24 protein-coding genes are annotated in these 25600 nt (G+C 61.2%); 16 read left to right on the forward strand and 8 right to left on the reverse strand.

Features of this window, described 5'->3' with window-relative positions:
• Positions 1-6: 6 nt before the first annotated feature.
• Together AB4Y87_RS06870 and xseA are read right to left on the reverse strand one after the other, a co-directional pair.
• Positions 7-264, reverse strand: a complete 258-nt coding sequence (locus tag AB4Y87_RS06870) for an exodeoxyribonuclease VII small subunit (RefSeq protein WP_442003671.1) — start codon at positions 262-264, stop codon at positions 7-9.
• Positions 265-333: 69 nt separating this feature from the next.
• Positions 334-1611, reverse strand: a complete 1278-nt coding sequence (gene xseA / locus AB4Y87_RS06875; protein WP_442003672.1) for an exodeoxyribonuclease VII large subunit — start codon at positions 1609-1611, stop codon at positions 334-336.
• Positions 1612-1799: 188 nt separating this feature from the next.
• Here xseA and AB4Y87_RS06880 point away from each other — a divergent pair, with 188 nt between their 5' ends.
• Positions 1800-2672, forward strand: a complete 873-nt coding sequence (locus AB4Y87_RS06880; protein ID WP_442003673.1) for a hypothetical protein — start codon at positions 1800-1802, stop codon at positions 2670-2672.
• Between the two features lie 9 nt (positions 2673-2681).
• Positions 2682-3767 carry a 4-hydroxy-3-methylbut-2-enyl diphosphate reductase gene (locus AB4Y87_RS06885; protein ID WP_442003674.1) on the forward strand — a complete coding sequence of 362 codons (1086 nt, stop codon included), beginning with the start codon at positions 2682-2684 and terminating at the stop codon, positions 3765-3767.
• Positions 3768-3847: 80 nt separating this feature from the next.
• Here AB4Y87_RS06885 and AB4Y87_RS06890 read toward each other — a convergent pair whose 3' ends face one another.
• The gene (locus AB4Y87_RS06890; protein WP_442003675.1) at positions 3848-5095 is read right to left on the reverse strand and encodes a DNA recombination protein RmuC; all 1248 of its coding nucleotides are present in this window, start codon (positions 5093-5095) and stop codon (positions 3848-3850) included.
• 110 nt (positions 5096-5205) lie between these two features.
• On the opposite strand from AB4Y87_RS06890, the gene ychF reads away from it, so the two are divergent.
• The 6 genes from ychF (at position 5206) to AB4Y87_RS06920 (ending at position 12796) form a co-directional block, all read left to right on the forward strand.
• Positions 5206-6291 (forward strand): redox-regulated ATPase YchF, encoded by a 1086-nt coding sequence (gene ychF / locus AB4Y87_RS06895; RefSeq protein ID WP_442003676.1) that lies wholly within the window; start codon positions 5206-5208, stop codon positions 6289-6291.
• 129 nt (positions 6292-6420) lie between these two features.
• A complete protein-coding gene (locus AB4Y87_RS06900) occupies positions 6421-6933 on the forward strand; it encodes a hypothetical protein (RefSeq protein WP_442003677.1) in 513 nt (170 codons plus the stop codon).
• Between the two features lie 472 nt (positions 6934-7405).
• The gene (locus tag AB4Y87_RS06905) at positions 7406-9088 is read left to right on the forward strand and encodes a peptide ABC transporter substrate-binding protein (RefSeq protein ID WP_431115836.1); all 1683 of its coding nucleotides are present in this window, start codon (positions 7406-7408) and stop codon (positions 9086-9088) included.
• A 124-nt stretch (positions 9089-9212) separates the two neighbouring features.
• On the forward strand, positions 9213-10142 hold the full coding sequence (locus AB4Y87_RS06910) for an ABC transporter permease (RefSeq protein WP_431115835.1): 930 nt from the start codon (positions 9213-9215) through the stop codon (positions 10140-10142).
• A complete protein-coding gene (locus tag AB4Y87_RS06915; protein ID WP_442003678.1) occupies positions 10132-11076 on the forward strand; it encodes an ABC transporter permease in 945 nt (314 codons plus the stop codon). The genes AB4Y87_RS06910 and AB4Y87_RS06915 overlap by 11 nt, the downstream gene beginning before the upstream one ends.
• A gap of 10 nt (positions 11077-11086) precedes the next feature.
• Positions 11087-12796, forward strand: coding sequence for a dipeptide ABC transporter ATP-binding protein (locus tag AB4Y87_RS06920; protein ID WP_442003679.1), 1710 nt, complete (start codon positions 11087-11089; stop codon positions 12794-12796).
• A gap of 173 nt (positions 12797-12969) precedes the next feature.
• Here AB4Y87_RS06920 and AB4Y87_RS06925 read toward each other — a convergent pair whose 3' ends face one another.
• Positions 12970-13821, reverse strand: coding sequence for an SGNH/GDSL hydrolase family protein (locus tag AB4Y87_RS06925; protein WP_442003680.1), 852 nt, complete (start codon positions 13819-13821; stop codon positions 12970-12972).
• A gap of 282 nt (positions 13822-14103) precedes the next feature.
• Between AB4Y87_RS06925 and typA the strand changes: the two genes are divergently transcribed.
• Together typA and AB4Y87_RS06935 are read left to right on the forward strand one after the other, a co-directional pair.
• Complete coding sequence (gene typA, locus AB4Y87_RS06930) at positions 14104-16020, forward strand: translational GTPase TypA (protein ID WP_442003681.1); 1917 nt, start codon at positions 14104-14106, stop codon at positions 16018-16020.
• Between the two features lie 33 nt (positions 16021-16053).
• A complete protein-coding gene (locus AB4Y87_RS06935; RefSeq protein ID WP_442003682.1) occupies positions 16054-16443 on the forward strand; it encodes a hypothetical protein in 390 nt (129 codons plus the stop codon).
• Positions 16444-16470: 27 nt separating this feature from the next.
• Here the strand turns inward: AB4Y87_RS06935 and AB4Y87_RS06940 are convergent, their stop codons facing one another.
• Positions 16471-16701 (reverse strand): putative acetyltransferase, encoded by a 231-nt coding sequence (locus tag AB4Y87_RS06940; RefSeq protein WP_442003683.1) that lies wholly within the window; start codon positions 16699-16701, stop codon positions 16471-16473.
• A gap of 136 nt (positions 16702-16837) precedes the next feature.
• Between AB4Y87_RS06940 and fdxA the strand changes: the two genes are divergently transcribed.
• From fdxA to AB4Y87_RS06955, 3 genes are all read left to right on the forward strand, one after another.
• A complete protein-coding gene (fdxA, locus tag AB4Y87_RS06945) occupies positions 16838-17164 on the forward strand; it encodes a ferredoxin (RefSeq protein WP_018776555.1) in 327 nt (108 codons plus the stop codon).
• Between the two features lie 14 nt (positions 17165-17178).
• Entirely contained in the window at positions 17179-18327 is a 1149-nt protein-coding gene (gene dapC / locus AB4Y87_RS06950; protein ID WP_442003684.1) for a succinyldiaminopimelate transaminase, read from the forward strand.
• Positions 18328-18559: 232 nt separating this feature from the next.
• On the forward strand, positions 18560-19843 hold the full coding sequence (locus AB4Y87_RS06955; RefSeq protein WP_442003685.1) for a citrate synthase: 1284 nt from the start codon (positions 18560-18562) through the stop codon (positions 19841-19843).
• Between the two features lie 182 nt (positions 19844-20025).
• Here the strand turns inward: AB4Y87_RS06955 and galE are convergent, their stop codons facing one another.
• Positions 20026-21042 (reverse strand): UDP-glucose 4-epimerase GalE, encoded by a 1017-nt coding sequence (galE, locus tag AB4Y87_RS06960; RefSeq protein ID WP_442003686.1) that lies wholly within the window; start codon positions 21040-21042, stop codon positions 20026-20028.
• Positions 21043-21122: 80 nt separating this feature from the next.
• Between galE and AB4Y87_RS06965 the strand changes: the two genes are divergently transcribed.
• Entirely contained in the window at positions 21123-21749 is a 627-nt protein-coding gene (locus AB4Y87_RS06965; protein ID WP_442003687.1) for a TetR/AcrR family transcriptional regulator, read from the forward strand.
• A gap of 128 nt (positions 21750-21877) precedes the next feature.
• Positions 21878-22489 carry a hypothetical protein gene (locus tag AB4Y87_RS06970; RefSeq protein WP_442003688.1) on the forward strand — a complete coding sequence of 204 codons (612 nt, stop codon included), beginning with the start codon at positions 21878-21880 and terminating at the stop codon, positions 22487-22489.
• Positions 22490-22493: 4 nt separating this feature from the next.
• On the opposite strand, the gene AB4Y87_RS06975 is transcribed toward AB4Y87_RS06970, so the two are convergent.
• Both AB4Y87_RS06975 and dapD read right to left on the reverse strand, forming a co-directional pair.
• Complete coding sequence (locus tag AB4Y87_RS06975) at positions 22494-23336, reverse strand: hypothetical protein (RefSeq protein ID WP_442003689.1); 843 nt, start codon at positions 23334-23336, stop codon at positions 22494-22496.
• A gap of 13 nt (positions 23337-23349) precedes the next feature.
• Entirely contained in the window at positions 23350-24363 is a 1014-nt protein-coding gene (gene dapD, locus AB4Y87_RS06980) for a 2,3,4,5-tetrahydropyridine-2,6-dicarboxylate N-succinyltransferase (RefSeq protein ID WP_224088202.1), read from the reverse strand.
• 105 nt (positions 24364-24468) lie between these two features.
• On the opposite strand from dapD, the gene dapE reads away from it, so the two are divergent.
• On the forward strand, positions 24469-25599 hold the full coding sequence (dapE, locus tag AB4Y87_RS06985) for a succinyl-diaminopimelate desuccinylase (protein ID WP_442003690.1): 1131 nt from the start codon (positions 24469-24471) through the stop codon (positions 25597-25599).
• The last annotated feature ends 1 nt before the right edge of the window (position 25600 follow it).

Consider the following 25600-nt stretch of genomic DNA (forward strand, 5'->3'; position numbering starts at 1 on the left):
GGCCGTCTAGTCTGTGCTGGCGGCAGTTCCGCCGTCGTTGGTTGCGTCCCTCGCTGTTGCCAGTCGTTTACGGGCGCCCTCAAGCCAGTCCTCGCAACGTTTTGCCAACGCCTCGCCCCGCTCCCACAGCGCCAGCGATTCCTCAAGGCTGGCTCCGCCTGCTTCCAACCGGCTAACCACCGCCACAAGTTGTTCGCGGGCTTCCTCGTAACTGAGGGAATCCAAGGAATCCGGTGAAGGTGCTGCGGGATTGTTCTCTGTCATGGTGGTCCTTCGCGTTCGATGGTGAGTGTTTGTGCCGTGCAGTGTTTGTGCCGTGCAGCTGCCGTGAAATCAGCGCTCGACGAGTTGTGCTTGTCCGGTGGACACAGCCCTGAAGCGGCCTTCGGCGACACGGATGGCTAGCGGCGTGCCGTCCGGAGTCTGCGCCGGGCTACTGACCACTGTGTGTCCAGCTTGGTCTTCACCCACGATCTGGACAACGGCGTAGCCCCGGTCCAAGGTCTTTTGTGGAGACAACGCGCGCACTTGGGCACGCAGGTGATGGACCTGGTCAAGCGCGCGGACCACGGCTGTATTGACGGCAGCATGCGACCTCCGCTGAAGACGGGTGATGTCCTCCGATCTGGCTGCGACGATGGTGTCCGGCGTTGCCAGGACCGGCCGCGACCTTAAGGCGTGGAGCCTGTCCGTCTCCCTGTCCACCATCCTGCCAATGCTCCGGCGAAGATGGTCCCGGGCCTGGCGGACCATGGCGAGCTCCTCAGTGACATCAGGAACGATGCGTTTAGCGGCGTCGGTGGGTGTGGAAGCCCTCAGGTCAGCTACGTCGTCCAGGATGGGACGGTCAGCTTCGTGGCCAATGGCGCTCACCACCGGCGTTGTTGCCGCGGCCACAGCCCTGATCAAGTCCTCATTGCTGAACGGCAGAAGATCTTCCAAAGCGCCGCCACCCCTGGCCAGGACTATCACGTCCACGTGTGGATCGTCATCCAACGAACGGAGCGCGGCAATGATCTGTGCAACGGCCGTATTGCCCTGGACAGCTACCTCGCGCACGTCGAACTCAACGGCTGGCCAGCGGAGTGCCGCATTGCGGAGGACGTCCTTTTTGGCATCCGAATCCCGTCCTGTGATGAGCCCAATCCGGTGGGGGAGCAGGGGCAACTTCCGTTTGCGGGAGTCGGCGAACAGGCCTTCCGCGGCAAGGGCCTGACGCAGCCGCTCGATCCTGGCCAGGAGATCACCCAGGCCTACGGGCCGGATGTCTTTGACGGACATATTCAGGCGTCCGGTCTTGACCCAGAAGTCGGCCTTGACCAGGGCGACCACCCGGGAACCACGCTCCAGGGGTATCTTCTGGCGATCGAGGACCGTGGACCACACGGATGCCGGCAGGGAAATCTCAGCATCGACGTCCCGGAGTGTCAGGAAGGCGTTCCCGCCACGGCGGTTGAGTTCGATGACCTGACCTTCAATCCACGCCGCGGGAGCGCGCTCGATGTGGGCCTTTAGCTTCCTGGACAGCAACTGCAGGGGCCAAGGGTTATCCGGGCTGGTCTCCGCAGCGGTACCTGGCAGTGTCGATTCCGGGGTCGCGTCAGCTGCCATGGGTTATCCGTGCGTTTACCTGCATGTGTATATATCCTCGCTAGCTGTGCGGCCGTGGTCGCGGCCAATCGGTCCCTGGGCCGGCCTTCCAACTCTATCCATAGCTTTAGCAGTGAAGCCCGACATTTTTTCTATCCTGTGGACAGACCTAGGATGGTGGCACTGGCCCCTTACCCCGAGGATGACTTTTGCGCAGTTTCATTTCCGCGGTGGCAGTGGTCCTCGCCTTGATGCTCACGGCCGTCGCAGTTCCGGCCGCTTGGGCGGACGTCAACGTGGTCAAGGAGGACGGCTTCGTCCACCTGGCCGGCGCGTTGGGCAAGGATCCCGAGTTCCAGAGCCGACTTGCTACAGCTGCAGTGGGGAACTTCGAGTCCTCCGTAAATCTTCCGGAACCACTCAAATCAGTGGCCGCGGATGCCCTCAGGGAAGCTGCTTCCGGAATGCAGTCATGGCCTGAATATCCCAAAGCATGGGAAGAAACGGCCAGGAACAGTCATCGGTTGAACTTCGAAGGCGGGAAGYAGGCGGAGGAGACGGTATCCCATACAGCCCTGCTCCTGGACATTGGCCCACTCATCAGGCTTATCCGCGACCGTTTGTCCTCCGCCAGCGGACTACAGATCGAGGTCCCGGCGGAAAGTTTGGTGACCATGGGCGAACCATCGCAGAAGCAACTCGTTGAGCGCGTGGCCGCCTTCGCACCCCTCTGGTGGCTCGCAGCGCTGGGTGCCGTCGTGTCGGTCCTGTTGGCCCTCGCTGCAGCGCGTCGCCGCTCCATCGTGATGGTCGCCCTCGGACTCGGCGGCTTGGTGCTTGTGGCGATGTGGTCCGCGATGGTGGATCTGGCGGGCGGACTCATGGGAAGCCTCTCCAGTGGCAACGGTGTTGCAGAACTGTTCAAGCAGGAGTTCTTTTCGGCGGTCCGGACAGGCTTCGGTGAGTGGATCGTCATCGCTGCTGTGGTGTCCGGTGCAGTCTTGGCATTGGGTGTCATCGGCTGGATCCTGTCCGCGAGACGGCCGTCACCTTCTGCCAGCGGGCCGGGGCCGGGCCGGTAGCATGGAGGGATGACCAGCACAGCAGTTTCCATTCCGATGCCCACGGTGCCCCGCAGACGGCGATCACCGGAAGAGGTTCAGGCGGCGGCGCCGGTTACTGGACCCAAGAAGGTTCTGCTGGCAGCTCCCCGGGGCTATTGTGCCGGCGTGGACAGGGCTGTCATTGCTGTTGAGAAAGCCCTGGAACACTACGGACCTCCCGTTTATGTCCGCAAGCAGATCGTCCACAACGTGCACGTCGTCAGCTCCCTCGAGGAGCAAGGCGCCATTTTCGTCGAAGAAACGGATGAGGTCCCTGAAGGCGCCCTGGTGATCTTCTCGGCACATGGCGTGTCTCCTGCTGTAGTCCAGTCCGCCGAAGACCGCGGTCTTCGCACCATTGACGCTACCTGCCCCCTTGTCACCAAGGTCCACCGTGAAGCTGTGCGCTTCGCCAAGGAGGACTACGACATCCTGCTCATCGGCCATGAGGGCCACGAGGAAGTCGAAGGAACAGCCGGCGAGGCCCCTGAGCACATCCAGATCATCAACGGCCCGCACGAGGTAGACAAAGTCACCGTGCGGAATCCCGAGAAGACCATCTGGCTCTCGCAGACCACCCTGAGTGTGGACGAGACCATGGAGACCGTCCGCCTGCTCAAGGACCGGTTCCCCACGTTGCAGGATCCGCCCAGCGACGATATCTGCTATGCCACAACCAACCGCCAAGTGGCCATCAAGAAGATCGCTCCGCAGGCTGATCTGGTCATTGTGGTGGGTTCGGCGAACTCGTCCAATTCAGTGCGCCTCGTTGAAGTGGCACTTGAGTACGGGGCGCGGACCTCATACCGCGTGGATTTCGCGAACGAGGTGGATGAAAGCTGGTTCGAGGGCGTCGCCACGGTGGGCGTGACCTCCGGAGCTTCCGTCCCCGAAGTGCTCGTTCAGGACGTCCTCCGGCTTTTGGCGGACTACGGCTATGGCGAAGTCCAGGAAGTAGTCACGGCCGAGGAAGACCTTCTCTTCTCTTTGCCGAAGGAGCTGCGGGCCACCCTGAAGGAGGCTGGCGACGTGAGCCGGGCCCTTGGCGGCCGCGGGAACCGTCCTTCGTCCTAGGTGTACCTATCCTGAGTGTTATTTAACCGGCCCGCTGCGGCAGCCACCCGTTTGGGAAGCTGCGCAGCGGGCCTGTCTTCTTAAGCTGCAGACTCCTCTTGGGCTGCTGAATCCTGGGAGTCCAGGGCGAGCAGCTCGGGTGCAGCCAAGGCCCGGGGGACTGCCTCCACGGACATGGGTGTGGCCAGTCCGGCGTCGTCCATGGTGTTGAGTTTGCGCGCTGTGGGGAGTACCCGTGCTTCCAGTGTGCCGACCATCGCGTTATAGCGGTCCACGGACGTCTTCAGCGAACTTCCGAGCTTTCCGACGTTCTCGCCGAGCGTGCCCATGCGTTCATAGAGCTGCTTGGCCAGTTCGAAGAGTTCGTGCGCGCTGTCGGTCAGGACATCCTGCCGCCACGTGAAGGCGACGGACTTGAGGACCGCCAGCAGTGTTCCCGGAGAGGCCAGGACGACGTTCCGGGAAAGGGCGTACTCCAACAAAGCGGTATCGGCTTCAAGGGCTGAAGCCAAAATCGACTCCGCGGGGAGGAAACAGATGACGAGCTCCGGGGAGTTGCCCGGAATGTCCCAGTACTTCTTGGCTGCGAGGGCATCGATGTGGGCTTTGAGTGCCTTGGCGTGCTGTGCCAGGAGCGTCTTGGAATCCTGGTTGGCCGTTGGCCCAACCGATTCACCCATGGAGCCTTCGCCGTGCACCTGTTCCTGCGCCGCCAGATAGGAGGCCAACGGGACCTTGGCATCCACAACTAGTTGCTTGCCGCCCGGCAATTGCACCACAAGGTCCGGACGCAGCGTGTTCTCGCTGCGGCCGGAGTGCACTTGCTCGTGGAAGTCCACGTGGCGGAGCATCCCGGAGGCCTCGACAACCCTGCGCAACTGAACTTCGCCCCATTGACCACGGGCGCTGTTGGAACGTAGTGCCGAAGCAAGGGCATGTGTGGAACGCAGAAGCTGTTCGTCGGAGAGCCTGGCGTCCTGAAGTTGCTGTGCCAGCTGACCATATTGCTCCACCCGGTCGCGTTCCAGGAGCGAGACCTGCTGCTGTACCGCCGTGAGCTTCTCGGCCACGGGTCCCAAGGCCCGCAGCACGCTGCCGTCTGAGGTCCTTGATTCACTCAGCTCCCGGTTCTGTACGAACAGAAGCCGGCGTTCGGCGTCGGCTGCTGCGAGCTGGGCAGTTACCTCCGAAAGGCGCGACGAAACGGCGTCGAAGTCCTCCTCCAACCCGGCCGTCCGGCGTCGAAAGACCACATATGCACTGCCGAGTCCCACCGCCGCTCCGATCAGCAGCATGAGCAATGCCAAAACAAATCCAAATCCATCCATGTGGCAACCCTGTCACAGGGGTCCGACAGTTTTAGCGCAGGGCAGTCGCCGGCGTTGGCTTCAGGAGCGAACAAGCAGGGTCATCGCGGCAACGGGTAGAATAAATGCTCGTGGCTCTTACTATTGGCATCGTCGGACTGCCCAACGTCGGCAAATCAACTCTTTTCAACGCACTGACCCGCAACCAGGTGCTTGCTGCGAACTATCCGTTCGCAACGATCGAACCGAACGTCGGTGTCGTTAACCTGCCGGATCCCCGTCTGGCCAAGCTGGCGGAGATCTTCGGTTCCCAGAAGTTGCTTCCCGCTCCTGTGTCCTTTGTGGACATCGCCGGCATCGTCAAGGGTGCCTCCGAGGGCGAAGGCCTGGGCAACAAGTTTCTGGCCAACATCCGCGAGGCAGAGGCGATCGCTCAGGTTGTTCGGGTCTTTGACGATCCTGATGTCATCCACGTCGACGGCAAGGTTGATCCGCGCTCCGACATGGAGACCATCAACACCGAGCTGATCCTGGCAGACCTCCAGACCATCGAAAACGCGATCCCGCGTATCGAAAAAGAAGTCAAGATCAAGAAGCGCGATGCTGCGGAACTCGCTGCCATTAAGGCTGCACAGGCTGTGCTGGAACGCGGCGACACCATCTTCTCTTCGATCAAGAGCGACAAGTTGGAGATGGGGCACCTCAAGGAGCTCGGACTGCTCACGGCAAAGCCCTTTATCTACGTCTTCAACGCCGATGAAGGCATTCTCGGTGACCAGGAAAAGCAGGACGAGTTGCGTGCCCTCGTCGCTCCCGCAGATGCCGTATTCCTCGACGCCAAACTCGAATCCGACCTCGTTGAACTGGACGAGGAAGAAGCCCGCGAAATGCTGGAAATGAACGGCCAGAGCGAATCCGGCCTTGACCAGTTGGCACGCGTTGGTTTCCACACCCTCGGCCTGCAGACGTACCTCACGGCTGGCCCCAAGGAAACCCGCGCCTGGACCATTCGCCAGGGCGACACCGCACCCCAGGCCGCCGGCGTGATCCACTCCGACTTCCAGCGCGGCTTCATCAAGGCTGAGGTTGTCTCCTTCGAGGACCTCATCGACGCCGGTTCCATGGCTGAGGCAAAGTCCCGCGGCAAGGTCCGCATCGAAGGCAAAGAGTACGTCATGGCCGACGGCGATGTGGTGGAGTTCCGCTTCAACGTTTAGGGCAGCCAAGCGGGCTACCCATTGTGCCCGATCCACTTCAACCCGCCGATAACATGGCTATTTCATGAGTTGTCCACATAACGCCACGGGCCTCCTCGCTGCAGGCGGCGCCCTGGCGATACTTGGAGAATGGGAATCAGATACTACGCATATGCCTTCGACGGCGCCATCACTGACCAGGTGCTGTCCGACCCGTACAGTGTTGTGTCGGGGGATCCGTTAGCTGATGCTTGGGGTCTTGAACCGGGGGCTGGGGTCAGTAGTACCACCTTCGAGCAATCGGTGCCTGAGCGCGACATGCTCTACCTGGACAAAGCGTGGCGGCAACTGCAGGCCTTCACTGCCCCTTTGGGGTCTGTAGTGGTGGCGAGACCTGCGTTTCGTATGTTTGAAGGAAGTGTGACTATGCATGACGACGGTTGGGAGCCGTGGGTGCAGGCACTGACTCCGTCCGATGTGGTGGCTATTGCTCAGGACTTGAACATTATCTCTGAGGCTGAGTTAAGTCTGCGGCTGCCGGTTTCGCCGCACATCGATAGGGCCTCTGACGTCCAGTATGCCGTTGGCTATCTTCGACGGGCGCGGGTTTTCGTCACCAATCTCGCGGACGCGGGCCGCGGCATGGTCTACCTGATCGGGTAGGGAACAATGCTGGCTCTACCGCTGGTTGCGGAAAGTGTTTGGACCTGGTCAGCCGGATCGAATTCTAAATGCGGTGACCCGTGGAGTTCCTCCTCGTTCGCAATGCCTGGCCCGCGTACTGCAGCCTGAACAGTCGGCGGGTTTGCACTAGACGCTCGACTCGCCCAAGAACCCCGGTTCGGCTGGAGCCTTCAGCCTCAACCGGGGTTCTTTTTTTGCCCAAAAACAGGCTTGTCCTGCTGTCAGACAGCGAATATTACCACCCAGTAGCTTTTGACTTGAAATTCCCGCCAGTTTAGGCATCTGGAGGTTGCGGAACGGTTACAGTTTGGCCAGCGAGTCCCAACATCTGGACACAATGTGGGTAGGCTTACACACACATGTAGGCAACGTCACAGTAGGAAACCTGTGTCTGCGCCTGGGGGTCATTACAAATTTCCCCTGATCAACTCCACGACTCATAGGAGGCGGAATGCGTTTCTCGCGCACTTCCAAAGCTCTAGGCGTAGCGGCGATAATCGCCCTCGCAGTGACCGGTTGCGGCGGCGGCTCCGGCAGCAACACGAACAGCTCTGCCGCAAGCGACCCCAACAAGGTCATTTCCGCATACAGCAACGAACCACAGAACCCGCTGCTCCCCGCCAACACCAATGAGGTGTACGGTGGCCGCGTCGTCGAGCTCCTTTTCGAGGGCCTTCGTGCCTACGACTCCAACGGAAAGCCGGTCAACGCTCTGGCGGAGTCGATCGAGACCACGGATTCGCAGAACTGGACCATCAAGGTTAAGTCGGGTGCCAAGTTCACCAATGGTGAGGCCATTACAGCCAAGACGTTCGTTGATTCCTGGAACTTCGCGGCGTTGAGCACCAACCTCCAGAACAACGGCTTCTTCTTCGAATCCATCGAGGGTTACGCCGATGTCAGCGCCGTCAACCAAACCACGGGCGCTGATGGCAAGAAGACCTCCACTCCGGCCCCCACCGCGCAGACAATGTCCGGTCTGGCAGCCAAGGACGATCAGACCATCACGGTGAAGCTGGCCCAGCCTGAGGCTGACTGGTCGCTGCGCCTGGGCTACTCCGCCTTCTACCCGCTTCCTTCAGAGGCCCTGAAGGACCCGAAGAAGTTTGGTGAAAACCCGATCGGCAACGGCCCGTACAAGTTCGCGAAGGAAGGCGCTTGGGTACATGACCAGTCGATCTCCCTCGTCAAGAATCCTGATTACAGTGGTCCGCGTGCTGCCAAGAATGGTGGCGTAACCTTCAAGTTCTACACCGATCCGGGCCCCGCATACACGGATCTCCAGGCTGACAACCTCGACGTCACGGACGTAGTCCCGTCGAATGCCCTGAAGACCTACACGACGGACTTCCCGGACCGGAACTCAACTCGGCCGAACGCCAATAACTCCACCCTGAACATCCCGGGCTACAACCCGAACTTCCAGGGTGAAGCCGGCAAGTTGCGCCGCCAGGCCTTGTCCCACGCGATCAACCGCGAAGAAATCACCAAGGTCATCTACAACGGCACGCGTACCCCGGCCACCGAATTCACGGCTCCCGTTCTGGATGGTTACAACGACCACATCCCGGGCAATGACGTCCTGAAGTTCGACGTTCAGAAGGCCAAGGATCTTTGGGCGCAGGCTGAAAAGATCAAGCCGTATGACGGTTCAAAGCCGCTGCAGATCGCTTCCAACACCGATGGTGGCAACAAGGAATGGATCGACGCCGTCGCAAACGGTTTCAAGAACAACCTCGGCATCAACGCTGAAATCCAGCCGTTCGCCAAGTTCGCTGAAGTACTGGACCTGCGCAAGTCCCAGTCCCTCCCGGGCCTGACGCGTGCTGGCTGGCAGGGCGACTACCCGTCGCTCTACAACTTCCTCGGACCGGTTTGGGCCACCAACGCATCGTCGAACTACGAGAAGTACTCGAACCCTGAGTTCGACAAGCTCCTCAAGGAAGGCCTTGCTGCCAAGACCCCTGAAGACGCAAACGCCAAGTTCAACAAGGCGCAGGAAATCCTGTTCCAGGATCTCCCAGGCCTGCCCCTTTGGTACAGGGCAACTCCGATCGTGTGGAGCAACAACGTTGTCTCAGCTGAAACCGGTTGGAACGGCGGCATCCGCTACTTCGATATCGCGGCCAAGTAGTCCTCAGGATCTGAACTTGCCGTAAGGCATGGGGGCCCGGCCAGTGCGCCGGGCCCCTAATGCTTGCCTCGGCAGGAAGGCAAACATGACACACCAACACTCGACCCATGGAGAGGGGTGAATCGTGGTTCGCTACATTTTGCGTAGGCTCCTCCAAGTGATTCCCGTCTTCATCGGGACCACACTCCTCGTGTACTACATGGTCTTCGCACTACCCGGAGATCCGATCGCTGCCCTCTTCGGCGATCGCCAGCCTCCGCAGAGTGTCATTGACGCCCTGCGGGCCCAATACAATCTGGATCAACCGTTCTGGGTGCAGTACGGGATCTTCCTGAAGAACCTGTTTACTTTCAACCTCGGAGTCGACTTCACCCAGCAACCCATCGCTGCTGCTCTGGCCCGGGCATTCCCCGTTACCGCGATGCTCGCCGTTGAAGCGCTCATCATCCAGGCTGTCTTTGGCATCGCTTTTGGCGTCTTCGCCGGCCTTCGAAAGGGAAAGCTCTTCGACTCCACCGTGCTCATTATGTCGCTGGTTGTGATTGCCGTACCTACCTTCGTCCTCGGGTTCGTCTTCCAATTGGTATTTGGCGTCCAGCTCGGCTGGGCCAAGCCGACGGTTGGCGCCAATGCGGACTGGGGAAACCTCATACTCCCGGCCGTGGTTTTGGGGCTGGTCTCCTTCGCATATGTCCTTCGGCTGACCAGAGCGTCTGTCAGCGAGAACATGAACGCGGACTACGTGCGTACTGCCACGGCCAAGGGCCTCTCGCGTCCCCGGGTGGTCATGGCCCATATCTTGAGGAACTCGCTGATCCCTGTTGTGACCTATCTGGGCGCAAACCTGGGCGGCCTGATGGGAGGAGCCATCGTCACTGAAGGCATCTTCAACGTCCCCGGAGTTGGGAACAAACTCTTCCAAGCCATTCAGCGCAGCGAGGGTCCCACCATTGTTGCGATCGTGAGTGTCCTGGTCTTGGTTTTCGTCGTGACCAACCTCCTGGTTGACCTCCTGTACGCCTGGCTTGACCCGAGGATCCGCTATGACCAGTAATACCGAACACTTCGTTGCCCCTGTCGATGAAACCCCGCTGCTAGCCACTGACGCCGTCAAGACGGATCAGGCACCCCTGAGCCTATGGGCCGATGCGTGGCGAAAGCTGCGCCGCCGTCCCATGTTCATCGTCTCCTCGCTGCTGATCCTGTTGTTGCTGACGGTTGCCCTCTTCCCAGGGCTGTTTACCAGCGTGGCGCCCAACAACGACTGCCAGTTGGCCAACTCTGAGGCGGGCCCAACTTCAGGACACCCGCTAGGTTTCACGCTGCAAGGCTGTGACGTCTATTCCCGGGTTGTCCACGGCACGCAAGCTTCGTTGTCTGTCGGCATCCTGTCCGTCCTCGCAGTGATCATCATCGGCGTGACTCTCGGCGCCCTGGCTGGCTACTACGGTGGCTGGTTGGATGCGGTCCTGGCCCGACTCGGTGACATTTTCTTTGCCTTGCCGATCATTCTCGGTGCCCTGGTCATCACTCAGTTGCCGCTGTTCCGCGAGAACAGGAGCGTTTGGACGGTCGTCCTGACGATATCCTTGCTGGCCTGGCCGCAAATGGCCCGTATTACCAGAGGCGCAGTGATTGAGGTGCGCAACGCGGACTTCGTTACAGCGGCCCGGTCTCTTGGTGTTTCCAAGTTTGGGGCGTTGGTCAAGCACGCCTTGCCAAATGCCCTGGCTCCGGTAATTGTTCTGGCCACGCTGGAACTTGGCGTGTTCATCGTCCTGGAAGCGACATTGTCCTTCCTTGGCGTGGGCCTGCCTACCAGCGTGATGTCGTGGGGTAACGATATTTCAGCGGCCAATGCCTCTATTCGAACCAACCCCGGAATCCTGCTCTATCCGGCAGCCGCCCTGTCCATCACCGTCCTGAGCTTCATCATGCTTGGCGACGCCGTTCGCGATGCTCTTGATCCCAAGAGCCGTCAGCGCTAAGGAGGCGAACATGGCTTCTGCCAACGTACGAATCAACGAAGTCACCTCACAGGTACGGCCAATCCTGGAAATCAAGGATCTGGCCATCACCTTCAAGACCGGCTCGGGTGAAGTGAAGGCCGTCAAAAACGCCCACTTGACCATCATGCCCGGCGAAACCGTCGCGATCGTGGGGGAGTCCGGTTCAGGAAAGTCGACGACGGCCCTGGCTGCCATTGGCTTGTTGCCGAACAATGGACGCGTCTCAGGGGGGCAGATTCTGCTGGACGGCGAGGACATCTCGCATGCGCCGGAACGACGCATGATTGAACTCCGCGGCAGCCACATCGGTATGGTTCCCCAAGACCCGATGTCCAACCTCAATCCCGTGTGGAAGATCGGCTACCAGGTTCGCGAGACCCTCAAGGCCAATGGTCGTCCGGACGGGCCCGAAGACGTTGCCCGGGTTTTGGCGGAGGCGGGTCTTCCCGATGCTGCGCGGCGAGCCAAGCAGTATCCGCACGAGTTCTCCGGCGGTATGCGCCAGCGGGCTCTTATCGCTATCGGTCTGAGTTGCCAGCCCAAGCTCCTGATCGCGGATGAGCCTACGTCTGCATTGGACGTTACCGTCCAGCGCAAGATCCTGGATCACTTGGACAAAATGACTACGGAGCTCGGTACATCGGTGCTGCTCATCACCCACGACCTCGGCCTTGCTGCCGAGCGCGCGGACAAGGTAGTCGTTATGTACCAGGGCAACGTTGTGGAGGCGGGTCCTTCACTGGAACTGCTGCAGAACCCGCAGCACCCCTACACAAAGCGACTCGTGGAATCGGCGCCCTCGCTCGCCTCCCGCCGCATTCAGGTGGCGAAGGAGCTGGGCGTGGAAGCCAGCGACCTCTTGGCGCCTGTCACGGCAATTAAGAAGCACGCAACCGACGAGGTCCTGCAGATCCGAAACCTGCGCAAGATCTACAAGCTCCGGCAGGGCCTGGGCCAGACCTCAGACTTCGCTGCAGTGGACGACATCAGCTTCGACGTCAAGCGCGGAACCACTACGGCGATTGTGGGGGAGTCGGGTTCGGGTAAATCCACCGTGGCCAAAATGGTCCTCCAACTTGAGAAGCCTACCGAGGGCCAGATTGTATTCGACGGCGTCGATACTGCTGGACTCAAAGGCAAGGACCTCTTCAAGTTCCGGCGGCGGGTGCAGCCGATTTTCCAGGATCCTTACGGCTCCCTGGATCCCATGTACAACATCTTCCGGACCATCGAAGAGCCTCTCCGGGTGCACAAGATCGGAAATGCGGCCAGTCGCGAAAAGAAGGTCCGCGAGCTGTTGGACCAGGTGGCTTTGCCACAGTCCATGATGCAGAGGTATCCGAACGAGCTTTCAGGTGGCCAGCGACAACGCATTGCGATTGCCCGTGCCTTGGCCTTGGATCCTGAAGTGATCATCTGTGATGAGGCCGTTTCCGCGTTGGACGTACTCGTCCAGGCGCAGGTGCTGAACCTTCTCGCAGATCTTCAGGACAACCTTGGTCTGACGTACTTGTTCATTACCCACGACCTCGCCGTTGTGCGCCAGATCGCCGACCACGTCTGCGTCATGGAAAAGGGCCAGCTCGTAGAAACGGGCAGCACGGACGATGTCTTCGACAACCCGCGCGAGGCCTACACGCAGGCACTGTTGGATGCCATTCCTGGCGGTTCGCTGCTGCTGCCGCCCGCGGTGGCCTGACCGACGTCGTACTCTCTGCTGACGAGGCAACAGCAGCCGAGGAGACAAAAGCAACAGCCGGTGGTTCCCACGAGAGGGAACCACCGGCTCTTGCCGTTAAATCACCCGTTGTTAGGCCTGCTCTGCATCCCAAATCACCCGCAAAAGGCGCAAAGCAAGCCCCGCAACGGCATCTATTCGGGTGAAACGGACGGTTCGGTGTCCGGGCGTGCCGTCAGACCAAGTGCCGTGAGTTCGCGCGCCAGAACGCTGCCCAACTTCGCGTGCCCGGATGGCTTGAGGTGGACGCCGTCCTGGAGATCGGCAACGGCATCGTAGCGGGTGAGCCAGTCGCCCGCGCTGACAAACGGGATCGCTTGCTTGGCGGCGATCCGGCCAAGGAGTGCGTCCACCTCGGAACGGCGGCCGCCACCGTTGTCGGCTCCGCGTGCCAACGTCCCGATCATTGCCAGCCGGGCACCCGGATAGCGCTTCTTGAGCGCACCGAGGAGCCGGTCGGCGTTACTCGTGATCTGGGCGTCAGTGGCCTTTTGGGAGGCATCGTTGCCACCACCCTGGACCACGATCAGTGGCGGATCTCCGTAAGGCAGCAGCCAGTCCCCACGCTGGAGCGCGTCGATGTAATTGCCTGTCTTGCCGTTGGAAGCTACGAATCCCGTGCCACCCATGCCCACGACGTGCAATTTGTACCCAAGCGCCGAGATTCCCCTTTGCGGCCATGAGTCCTTCGGCATGGCCTGGGAATCGCCAATCAACACCGCGGTGTGGCGCACATCGGCGAGGACCACTTCGTCGCGGTTGTTCGCCGGATTCCTGTAGAGGGAGCCCACTGGCAGGTCAAGGGGGCTCGGAGCAGGCGCCACCCTAAGGGGTTTGTCCGCCGCTGAAGTCTCCGCGGGAACTGGCGCGGCTGAGCGCGAGGGTGTGGATTGTGGGGTTGCTTGGTTTGGTCCGCAGCCGACCACAAGAACGCCAACGGCGATCAAGGGTGCGAGCAGGCGGAACGCGGCCGAGGCTTTGCGCATCGTTGGTCTCCGTGTGGCACTGGTTCTGCAGCAATCATGGGGCACTGGAAGCAGAAAATCCAGCATCTTGACTGCCGGTTACTAAAGCGTGATGTGCTGTGATGGACGCCACAATCGGACGGTAAATGGCTTGCTTTTTAGGCTGATAAATGCAACTGCGTTTAGACTTGCTGTAGGTGCCCTGTGTCCCGGGGTCTTTTTCGTTGTGTGTTCCGATCACGTGATCAGGTATGCGCGCGGATACAAACAACTGACTTCACCACTGAAACGAGTCATAAACGCATGTCTGAAACCATCACCAACACTGCGTCGCGGAGCGATCTGCGCAACGTCGCGATCGTCGCACACGTTGRCCACGGTAAGACCACCCTGGTCGACGCCATGCTCAAGCAGACCAACTCCTTCGCTTCCCACGGTGAGGTTGAGGACCGCGTCATGGACTCCGGTGACCTGGAGCGCGAAAAGGGCATCACGATCCTCGCCAAGAACACTACGGTTGCCTACAACGGCCCGTCGTCCAACGGCGAAACCATCACCATCAACGTCATCGACACCCCCGGCCACGCCGACTTCGGTGGCGAGGTTGAGCGTGGTCTTTCCATGGTCGACGGCGTTGTCCTGCTGGTCGACTCCTCTGAAGGCCCGCTGCCCCAGACCCGCTTCGTGCTCCGCAAGGCCCTTGCTGCGCACCTCCCGGTGATCCTCCTGGTCAACAAGACGGACCGTCCCGACGCCCGCATCGATGAAGTTGTCCACGAGTCCATGGACCTGCTCCTGGGCCTGGCTTCGGACCTTGCCGACGAAGTTCCGGACCTGGACCTGGACAAGGTCCTGGAAGTTCCGGTCGTCTACGCTGCTGCCAAGGTTGGCCGCGCCTCCCTGGACCAGCCGGACAACGGCTCCGCCCCGGACAACGAGGACCTTGAGCCCCTTTTCAAGACCATCATCGAGCACATCCCCGCTCCCACCTACAACCCGGATGGCGTGCTTCAAGCGCACGTGACCAACCTGGACGCTTCGCCGTTCCTTGGCCGCCTCGCCCTGCTCCGCATCTACAACGGCACGCTCCGCAAGGGCCAGACGGTTGCCTGGGCCCGTGCCAACGGTGAACTCAAGAGCGTCAAGATCACTGAACTCCTGGCCACCAAGGCACTGACCCGCGTTCCTACCGAGTCGGCCGGGCCGGGTGAAATCGTTGCCGTTGCAGGTATCGAGGAAATCACCATCGGTGAAACCCTTACGGACGCCGAGAACCCGCAGCCGTTGCCATTGATCACCGTGGATGACCCCGCGATCTCCATGACCATCGGTATCAACACCTCGCCGCTGGCCGGCAGGGTCAAGGGAGCCAAGGTCACCGCCCGCCAGGTGAAGGACCGCCTGGACAAGGAACTGATCGGTAACGTCTCCATCAAGGTTCTGCCCACCGAGCGTCCGGACGCTTGGGAAGTACAGGGCCGTGGCGAGCTCGCCCTGGCAATCCTCGTTGAGCAGATGCGTCGCGAAGGCTTCGAGCTGACCGTTGGCAAGCCGCAGGTAGTCACCAAGACCATCGACGGCAAGATCCACGAGCCGATGGAACACATGACCATCGACGTCCCCGAAGAGTACCTCGGTGCCGTAACGCAGCTCATGGCCGCCCGCAAGGGCCGCATGACCAACATGGCCAACCACGGCACTGGCTGGTGCCGCATGGAATTCATCGTTCCTGCCCGTGGCCTCATCGGCTTCCGCACCAAGTTCCTCACCGACACCCGTGGTGCCGGTATCGCGGCTTCCATCTCCGAAGGCTACGAGCCGTGGGCCGGTCCCATCGAATACCGCACCAACGGTTCGATGGTTGCCGACCGCGCCGGTGTCGTGACACCGTTCGCCATGATCAACCTGCAGGAGCGCGGTTCCTTCTTCGTGAAGCCCACCTCCGAGGTTTACGAAGGCATGATCGTGGGCGAGAACTCACGCGCCGACGACATGGACGTCAACATCACCAAGGAAAAGAAGCTCACCAACATGCGTGCAGCTTCCTCGGACACCTTCGAGAACCTGACGCCGCCGCGCGACCTGACGCTCGAAGAGTCCCTCGAATTCGCACGTGAAGACGAGTGCGTTGAGGTGACGCCGGAGGATATCCGTATCCGCAAGCTCATCCTCGATTCCAACGAGCGCGCCAAGGCCAACCGCGCCCGCGCAAAGGCCTAGTCCGGCCCGGTTGAACCCGGCTGGAACAGCAGAATGAACAAGGGAGTCGCCAGTATGGCCCGTGGCATCGCCGCGGCCGTGCTGGCGGCTCTTTTGGTTGCTGCGGCAGGAACGGCACTCCACCGGCAGACCATGGTGATCTCCGGCGTCGACGTCCCGTGGGGCGTCTGCGCCGCGCTGTTGCTGCTCGCGTCGGTGCAGTTGTGGCTGGCAGCTTGGTCGGGTTCAGTTATCCCGACGGCGGTAGCAGGCGTGGTGGTTTATGCCACCGTCGGTGCATTGTCGTCAGGGGGACGCGACAAACAGTTGTTGCTAGGTGACGCCGCGGGCAACATCTGGGTTTATGGCATAGCTGCAGTCACGTTGATCATGCTTGTTGTTGCCAGCCGTATGGTGAAGCGATGGCGGACAGCTGTTCAGTAGGTAGTGTCCCGCGCACAGCTGCCACCACTACTGGCGCCGGGACGGTGGTGGGGGAACTTCTTTCGCTGCGATGACCAGCGCAAGTGGAATTTCGACGTCGGACGTTCGCGTTCGTACGGTGCAGCTGCTTTCTGTGGTGATCAGCAGATACCCCAGCGCATCGGTCAGGCCGTCTTGGATCCTGTAGCGGACTACCACCCGAATGCCCGGCTGGGCTTTGAGCAGAAATTGTCGAGGTGGCAAATGCGGGGGAGTCACCGTTTCATACTAAGACGCGGGCTAGGTTGGCGTCATAGCACTGTTGGATAATAGGGTCAGAAGTTGAGTGTCCGGCATGCTGCCGGCCGTATTACCCCGGCTATTGGCCGGGACAAACCGTGGAGAGGTCTGGGACGTGACGTACGTAATCGCGCAGCCGTGTGTAGATGTCAAGGACAAGGCATGTATCGAAGAATGCCCTGTTGACTGCATTTACGAAGGTGAGCGTTCCCTCTACATCCACCCGGATGAATGCGTTGACTGTGGTGCTTGCGAACCCGTATGCCCTGTTGAGGCCATCTACTATGAGGATGACACTCCGGAAGAGTGGGCTGACTACTACAAGGCCAACGTCGAATTCTTTGACGATCTTGGCTCCCCGGGCGGCGCTGCGAAGATCGGCAACACCGGCAAGGACCACCCGTTCATTGCCGCACTGCCCCCGCAGAACCAAGACCACTAAGGGCGGTTGCTTCCTTGATTTCCGCGGCACCGGCCTTTGGCCTTAACCTGCCCGACTACCCGTGGGAGGCCATGGCACCGTATGTGGCCACAGCCGCCAAACATCCCGGGGGTGCCGTTAACCTCTCGATCGGAACCCCGGTTGATCCCACTCCAGGGCTGATCCGCGACGCATTGGCTGCGGCGTCGGACGCCCACGGCTACCCGACTGTGCATGGCACCCAAGCCTTGAGGCAGGCCGTCGTGGACTGGTTTGCGACCCGCCGCGGAGTCCCCAACCTGGATCCAAAGGACGTTATGCCCACGGTGGGCTCCAAGGAGCTCGTCGCTTGGTTGCCTTTCCTGCTGGGCCTTGGCAACGGGGACATCGTAGTCAGGCCTACCGTTGCCTACCCCACGTACGACATCGGCGCGATGCTGGCGGGAGCTACCGCCGTAGCGGCGGATAGCCTGGACGAACTGGATGCCGCTACTCGTGCAAGGGTTCGCTTGGTCTGGATCAACTCGCCGGGCAATCCCACGGGCAGTGTCCGGAGCGTGGAATCTCTACAACAGATCGTCAACCAGGCGCGCGAAATCGGCGCCGTAGTGGCCTCCGACGAATGCTACGCCGAGCTTGGCTGGGGTGAGTGGGATGTCCAGCGTGGGGGAGAAGCTGTCCCGAGCATCCTGGACCCGCGGGTTTCCGGTGGTTCCACGGATGGCCTCCTTTGCGTCTATTCCCTGAGCAAGCAGTCCAACCTCGCTGGCTATCGGGCTGCTTTCGTAGCTGGCGATTCCGCGATTATGGCCAACCTTGTTAACAGCCGGAAGCACGCGGGAATGATCGTGCCCTACCCGGTGCAGGAGGCGATGCGCGTCGCTTTGGGCGATTCGAACCACGTGCTTGCCCAAAAGGACCTCTACCGCGGGCGGCGCGAGAGAATCGTCCCGGCACTTGAGAAGTTCGGATTGCAGATCCATGACTCCAACGCCGGCCTTTATCTATGGTCTACCGCCGGTGAAGCTACGTGGGACACTGTTGCCCGGTTCGCTGAGCTGGGGATCGTCGTAGGACCCGGTGTTTTCTACGGTGATGCCGGCAACGGCTTCATCCGGGTGGCACTGACGGGCAGCGATGAACGCATTGATGCGGCCGTGAAGAGGTTAAGCTCAAGGTCATAACAATGCTGTGACTTGTGCCACAAGTCGCGTCATTCCGCCAGTAACCGGACGGAACGGATTAGTTCCGGAGGGTTACTGGCGGTAGCTTTTTAACTGACTATCAATGGTGGCCTTCAATAAGAAAGCACTGCGGTCGTTGGAGCCCTGCAACAGTGGGGCCGAAGACGGCGTCACCAGAAGTTGGTTGGACAAGCGTTCTATAGAGGCCCAGAGGCCTCATGAAGGGGACTCCATGACTGAGACCACCAGCGCGACACTGCGCCATGCCGGCGGCGAACTTGAACTGCCGCGCATCCAGGTTGTAGAAGGAAACGAAGGTTATGACGTTTCCAAGCTGCTGAAGCAGACGGGCGCCGTTGCCTATGACCCCGGCTTCATGAACACAGCGGCCACCACCTCGGCCATCACGTACATCGACGGCGACGCAGGCATCCTGCGGTACCGCGGGTACCCGATCGAGCAACTCGCCCAGCACTCGAGCTTCCTTGAAGTTTCCTACCTGCTCATCTACGGCAACCTTCCCACTCCCACGGAGCTGGAAGCCTTTGATCAGCGGATCCGGCACCACACGCTCCTGCATGAGGAACTGAAGGGCTTCTTCGGCGGATTCCCCCGCGACGCCCACCCCATGCCGGTGCTTTCCTCGGCCGTTTCGGCGTTGTCCACGTTCTACCAGGACTCGCTGGATCCCTTCAACGCGGAGCACGTGGAAGTTTCCACCATCCGCCTCATGGCCAAGCTGCCCGTTATTGCCGCTTACGCCCACAAGAAGTCCATCGGCCAGCCGATGCTCTACCCGGACAACTCCATGAACCTGGTGGAAAACTTCCTGCGGCTGAGCTTTGGCCTCCCGGCCGAGCAGTACGAGCTGGACCCCGTTGTGGTTAAGGCGCTGGACCTGTTGCTCATCCTGCACGCTGACCACGAGCAGAACTGTTCCACCTCCACTGTCCGCTTGGTGGGTTCCTCCAATGCAAACCTCTTCGCGTCAGTTTCTGCCGGCATCAACGCCCTCTTTGGCCCCGCCCACGGCGGCGCCAATGAGGCCGTGCTGAAGATGCTTCGCCAGATCCAGGCCGATGGCATCAAGCCCGAGGACTACATGGAGAAGGTCAAGAACAAGGAAGACGGCGTCCGCCTCATGGGCTTCGGACACCGTGTCTACAAGAACTACGATCCCCGCGCCAAGATCATCAAGGCAACGGCCCACGAGGTCCTGGGCAAGCTCGGCGGCAACGACGAACTGCTGGACATCGCGATGCGCCTTGAAGAAAAGGCCCTGGCTGATGACTACTTCATCCAGCGCAAGCTGTACCCGAACGTGGACTTCTACACCGGCCTGATCTACAAGGCGATGGGTTTCCCGGAGAAGATGTTCACCGTCCTCTTCGCAATCGGCCGCCTCCCGGGCTGGATTGCCCAGTGGCGCGAAATGATCAACGATCCCCAGACCAAGATCGGCCGCCCGCGGCAGCTCTACACAGGGGAGCCGGAGCGCAACTACCCGGCCAACTGATACGGCAACAGCGTCAATCACGACGGCGGCCGCCCACCTCGCGCGAGGGGGGCGGCGGTGGGCGCCCACCTCGCGCGAGGTGGGCGGCCGCCGTCGTTAATGCAGTCGGTAATAGAGCAACGCGGGGTCACTTGTGGCCCATAAAGCAGGCCGACATGGGCCCGAAGTGACCCCGCGTTGCTTTAGGAAGCGTTGTAGCCGTACGGGTTGTTCTTCTGCCAACGCCAGTGGTCCTCGCACATCTGGTCCACTGTCTTCGTGGTGGACCATCCGAGGTCTGCGAGGGCAGAAGAGGCGTCGGCCCAGAAAGCGGGAAGGTCGCCAGCGCGGCGGCCCGTGATTTCGTAGGGCAGCTCGTGTCCGACGGCCTTTTCGAAGGACCGCAGTACCTCCAGCACGGACGATCCCTTGCCGGAACCAAGGTTCCAGCGACGGACGCCAGCGCGGTCAGCAATGAAGTTCAGTGCCGCCACGTGACCTTCAGCAAGATCCACGACGTGGATGTAGTCGCGCTGGGCTGTTCCATCAGGGGTGTCATAGTCACCACCGAAAACCATGAGCTTCTCGCGGCGTCCCACGGCAACCTGTGCGATGAATGGGACAAGGTTGTTGGGAATGCCTTGAGGGTCCTCGCCGATGCGTCCGGACGGGTGGGCGCCAACCGGGTTGAAGTAGCGCAGCAGTGCGATGTGCCAGCGGTTGTCCGCATTGCCCAGGTCCGAGAGGATGTCCTCGATCTGTTCCTTGGTGCGGCCGTACGGGTTGTTGGCACCGATTTCCATCTTCTCGATGTACGGGATGGGATTGTGCTCGCCGTATACGGTCGCGGAGGAGCTAAAGACGATGGAACGGACGTTGTGCTTGTCCATGGCTCGGAGCAGGTTCAGTGTGCCCACGATGTTGTTGTAGTAGTACGCCAGTGGCTCCTGAACGGATTCGCCCACGGCCTTCAGTCCTGCGAAGTGGATCACGGCGTCGATCTGGTGCTGGTCGAACACGTCCTCGACGGCGGGCTCGTCCACCAGGTCAACTTTGTGGAAGGCTGCAGTCTTGCCAGTGAGCTCGGAAACCCTCCGCAGGGACTCTTCGCTGGAGTTCACGAGGTTATCGAGCACGACGACCTCATGGCCGGCTTCCTGGAGGGACAGAACGGTGTGCGAACCGATGTAGCCGGTGCCACCCGTGACAAGAATTTTCATGATGTCTACGCTATCGGAAATCGGAGCCACGCCGCTCAGTGTTGAGCGGTGTTGAAGCACGTTCGTGCTAAAAAATACTGGTGCCCAAAATTGTTGATGCCGAAGCCCGGCGCCAGGAAGTTGTCCAAGCTGTCTTCAGGATCATCGCAAGCGACGGTTTGGAACGGGCATCCCTTCGTGAAGTAGCTGATGAAGCCGGGCTGGCCGTAGGCTCCGTTCGGCACTATTTTGCCAGCAGCGACGAGCTTCTCGTGTTCTCCTTTGCCTCCGTCATCGACCGGATCAGCGGTCGGCTGGAGTCAGCTTTGCTTGCCGTTGAAGGCGAAACCCCGGGCAGCGCCGGGCAGCACGCCGCGGTGTTGAACCTCTTGGGTCAGTTCCTTCCCTTGGACGAAGAACTCGCCGTGGATGCCTGCGTTTGGATGGCCTTCCGCCACGCTGCCCGGATCAAACCGGTCCTGGCTGCCGAGGCCGAACGCAGCCACCGCGCCGTCGCTGCCATTGTCGGACGCCTCATCATCCTGTTGAGCCCCGGCGAAGCTGCAGCCCGGCAAGGCCTTGTCACAGAGGCTGAACGGCTCCTGGCCACCATGGACGGCCTGTGCATGCACGCCCTTCTCCAGCCCGAATGGATGACGGCCGAGATGTGCAGTGACGTCCTCACGGCCCATCTCGCGGCTTTCGCTCCGGTGCCGGCTATGCCGTAGCTTGTCTCCCGAGCTCCCCACAAGACGACTATGTGCCGCCAGCAAGCAGTGCCTGCCGCACCGTTACCGTGGGAAGCCAACGGGAATAGACTTGGACATGTCGGGAACCTGCCAAGGGAGGAATTCGGATGCATGAGTCAGGCGGCTCTGGATGGCGCATCACCATGGACACGTCCGGGYCGATGCTCATCGCCCTGTACTTGCGCGACGTAGCTGGACTCGACGGTGCCGGAAAACCGTTACTGTCCCACGCTGCTCCCAAGGTCCGCCATGCCGATCATAGCCACCTCACCTCGGATGTGGGTGGGATCCACGCCCTCAAAACCGAGTGGGAGGCCTGGTGGGAGAAGCTCGTGAAGACCTATCCCAACCCGGCACTTGAGCTCGCGCCCCCCAGTTTCAAGGCCTTCGGCAATTCTCCTGCCCTTCAGCGTGTCCTGCAGGCACACTTTGGTTCGGCTTTGGGATGGGCAACGGACAGGATCGATGAATACGCGAAGATCGAGGCAGAGCGCGAAGCCAATGGGGTTACGGGAGTCCTGAACGAGATGGTGGAGGACAGGCTCCTGGAAGTTGGCCGGAGCTCGCGGGACTTTGATCTCACCATTATCGAGTTGCCGCTCAACGAGCCGCGGGCCTGGTACTTGGAGCCCAGCACCATGATCATGAGCCACAGGCTGCTGTCCGAGCCTGAAGTCTTCCGCAGCTATGTCCAGCCCGTGGTGGAGATGCTCGCCTAAGGAGTCAGGTGGTAGGTGCCGAGACGGTGATGGTCACTGACTCAGACGGTGCGGCCGATGCAATCCACCCGTCGCGTTTTTCCCGATTCCACGTCTGACCACCAACATCCACTTGCGTGATGGAGAGGGACTTGGCGTTGGCTACCGCCCAATGGGCAACTGCCCAGGCTTGCGTACCAGTGATATCCAGTTGCACCGAGCGGCCCTGGACTGTGGCCGGCTGGGAGCCGAACGCCGTCGTCAATTCCTCCACGACGGCGGCAGGGTCACCGGCCGCTTCGGGCATGCGGAGTTCACAGGTCAGCGCGGATTCCGAATGCCCGGTGAGGGCAGAAGCGAAGGCGCGCCCCATGTTCTCGTGCTGGGCGTATGCCCGGGGGAACGCGGAGCGCTGGACCTGCTGGGCTGCCTGTGTAATTTCCATGGTCTCGTAACCGGGAATTTTGATGAGGCCGTTATAGAAGGCGTTCGTCGCATAGACAGGGTCCATGACCTGTGCCTCGGTTCCCCAGCCTTGGGATGGCCTCTGTTGGAACAAACCCCGCGAATCAGGTCCTGCATCGTCGCCGTAATTGATGTTCCGTAGCTTGGATTCCTGCATCGCGGTGGCGAGGGCGATGCTTGCAGCCCTTGGTGGAAGTCCGCGCTGAACGGAGATGGCCGTGATGAGCGAGGCGTTGGCCGCTTGGTCGGTAGCCAACTCGTAGCTTTCGGACCCCGTGACGGCGAGGCAGCGCTCCGAGACCAGGGTCTCGGAGCGCTGCAGTATGGCAACTATCGCGTAGATAGCACCGGCCACGAGGGCCAGCGCCAGCACCGCAACGATGGCGCGGCGGAACCGGCGCATTGCTTGTCTCCTGCTAATTGGCGTGCAGCGCCTCGTTCAACTCCACGGTCTGGCCCTTGCGGGGCAGGACTTCCACACCACCGGTGGTGGAGTTGCGGCGGAACAGCAGGTTGGGAACACCGGAAAGCTCGACGGCCTTGATGATCTTGCTGGTGTCTTCGCCGTTTTCGTCCTTGGGGCCGGGCACCCGAACGCGGGTTCCTGCGGTGACGTACAGGCCGGCTTCCACCACGGAATCATCGCCGATGCTGATGCCGACACCGGAGTTTGCGCCAAGCAGTACCCGCTCGCCCAAAGCGATCTTTTCCTTGCCGCCGCCGGAGAGCGTACCCATGATGGAGGCGCCGCCGCCGACGTCCGTCCCGTCACCGGCCACCACTCCAGCGGAGATGCGGCCTTCCACCATGGACGTGCCGAGGGTTCCAGCGTTGAAGTTCACGAAGCCTTCATGCATCACCGTGGTTCCTTCGGCGAGGTGGGCACCCAGACGGACGCGGTCGGCGTCGGCGATCCGCACACCCGTGGGAACCACGTAATCGACCATCCGCGGGAACTTGTCCACGCCGTAAACCACTACATTGCCGCGCTTGCGCAGGCGAGCACGCGTCATTTCAAAACCTTCGACGGCGGCTGGACCGAAGTTGGTCCATACGACGTTGGGGAGCTTGCCGAAGACGCCATCGAGGTTGATGCTGTTCGGCTTGACCAGGCGGTGCGAAAGGAGGTGCAGACGCAGGTAAGCATCGGCGGTGTCGGCCGGCGCGGCGTCGAGGTCGATCTGTGCGAAGACCACCTTCTGCTCCGTGCCGCGATCGGCGTCTTTGCCGTCGTCAGCCAGGGCAGTGAGCGCCGGATCGGCATTCTCAACGTCACGAAGGGTTTCAGCGGCTACACCCAGGGCCGGTGCCGGGTACCAGACATCCAGCACGGTTGCTTCCCCGGAAGGCGAGGTGGCGATGGTGGCGAGGCCGAATCCGTAGGCTGATCGGTGGTTTGCGGGCACAGCAGAGGAAGCAGTTTCAGTCATGGCCCCAGTGTATCGATCGCCCGTGGCGCGGCTGAAACCCGTCTCACCCGCAAAGGTCGCATTTGTTGCCCGAAACACAGCCGCCCGGGGAGTTAAGGTGGAGTGGTGACCCTTAACCCTGCCCCCGCCCTGCTGGACCTGCGCCAGGACGTCGCCTTGCTGACAGCCACGCTCATCGATATCAACAGTGTCTCGGGCAACGAGACCCCGCTCGCCGATCTCGTCGAGGCCGCCCTGCGCGCCATCCCCGAATACACCGTGGTGCGCGACGGCGACGCCATCATTGCCCGCACCGAACTTGGCCGCGCAGAGCGCGTCATCCTCGCCGGACACCTGGACACTGTTCCGCTRCCCACAGTGGAAGGCTCACTGGGCACCGTTCCGGCAACGTGGGAGTCGGGCATCCCCGGGGAGGGTGTGCTCTATGGCCGGGGGACCACCGACATGAAGGGCGGCGTTGCCGTGCAGCTCGCGCTCGCGGCGACCCTCTTCGACTACGGCAGGGAGCCAGACAAAGATGTCACCTTTGTCTTCTACGACCACGAGGAAGTGGAGGCCGTCAAGAGCGGCCTGGGCAGGCTGGCCCGCAACCATGGTGACCTGCTTTTGGGGGACTTCGCCATTCTTCTTGAACCCACACACGGCACAGTTGAAGGGGGTTGCAATGGAACCAGCCGGTTCGAAGCGACCACCATCGGTGAAGCGGCCCACTCGGCCCGCGCTTGGATGGGCAGCAACGCCATTCACGCTGCGGCACCAATTCTCGCCCGCCTCGCAGCCTACGAGCCCCGGACCATCAATGTGGACGGCCTCGATTACCGGGAGAGCCTCAATGCGGTGAAGATCAATGGCGGCACGGCCGGTAACGTCATCCCTGACCGCTGCGTGGTGGAGATCAACTACCGCTTCGCTCCGGACAAGACGCCGGACCAGGCCGAGGCCCACGTGCGCGAGCTCCTGGAGGGATTCGACGTCGTTCGCACAGACGCTGCTGCCGGCGCCCGGCCCGGACTGAACCACCCCGCAGCTGCGTCTTTCGTGGCCGCAGTCGGCGCGGAACCAAAGCCCAAATACGGGTGGACCGACGTCGCGCGTTTCAGTGAGTTGGGCATCCCGGCCGTGAACTTCGGGCCCGGCGATCCGTTGCTGGCGCACAAGGACAATGAACACGTCGATGCCGATGCCGTCCGTGAGTGCCTTCGTGCACTACGGACGTGGCTGGTCGCTAAGGTCTAAA

Source organism: Paenarthrobacter sp. RAF54_2, from assembly GCF_052113945.1.
GTDB lineage: Bacteria > Actinomycetota > Actinomycetes > Actinomycetales > Micrococcaceae > Arthrobacter.

Coding starts and splice junctions, on each gene's coding strand:
- dapD (WP_224088202.1), bottom strand. CDS start 24,363: ATGACTGAAACTGCTTCCTCTGCTGTGCCCGCAAACCACCGATCAGCC.
- AB4Y87_RS06915 (WP_442003678.1), top strand. CDS start 10,132: ATGACCAGTAATACCGAACACTTCGTTGCCCCTGTCGATGAAACCCCG.
- AB4Y87_RS06870 (WP_442003671.1), bottom strand. CDS start 264: ATGACAGAGAACAATCCCGCAGCACCTTCACCGGATTCCTTGGATTCC.
- galE (WP_442003686.1), bottom strand. CDS start 21,042: ATGAAAATTCTTGTCACGGGTGGCACCGGCTACATCGGTTCGCACACC.
- xseA (WP_442003672.1), bottom strand. CDS start 1,611: ATGGCAGCTGACGCGACCCCGGAATCGACACTGCCAGGTACCGCTGCG.
- AB4Y87_RS06900 (WP_442003677.1), top strand. CDS start 6,421: ATGGGAATCAGATACTACGCATATGCCTTCGACGGCGCCATCACTGAC.
- AB4Y87_RS06885 (WP_442003674.1), top strand. CDS start 2,682: ATGACCAGCACAGCAGTTTCCATTCCGATGCCCACGGTGCCCCGCAGA.
- AB4Y87_RS06890 (WP_442003675.1), bottom strand. CDS start 5,095: ATGGATGGATTTGGATTTGTTTTGGCATTGCTCATGCTGCTGATCGGA.
- AB4Y87_RS06955 (WP_442003685.1), top strand. CDS start 18,560: ATGACTGAGACCACCAGCGCGACACTGCGCCATGCCGGCGGCGAACTT.
- AB4Y87_RS06935 (WP_442003682.1), top strand. CDS start 16,054: ATGAACAAGGGAGTCGCCAGTATGGCCCGTGGCATCGCCGCGGCCGTG.
- AB4Y87_RS06920 (WP_442003679.1), top strand. CDS start 11,087: ATGGCTTCTGCCAACGTACGAATCAACGAAGTCACCTCACAGGTACGG.
- AB4Y87_RS06975 (WP_442003689.1), bottom strand. CDS start 23,336: ATGCGCCGGTTCCGCCGCGCCATCGTTGCGGTGCTGGCGCTGGCCCTC.
- AB4Y87_RS06905 (WP_431115836.1), top strand. CDS start 7,406: ATGCGTTTCTCGCGCACTTCCAAAGCTCTAGGCGTAGCGGCGATAATC.
- AB4Y87_RS06925 (WP_442003680.1), bottom strand. CDS start 13,821: ATGCGCAAAGCCTCGGCCGCGTTCCGCCTGCTCGCACCCTTGATCGCC.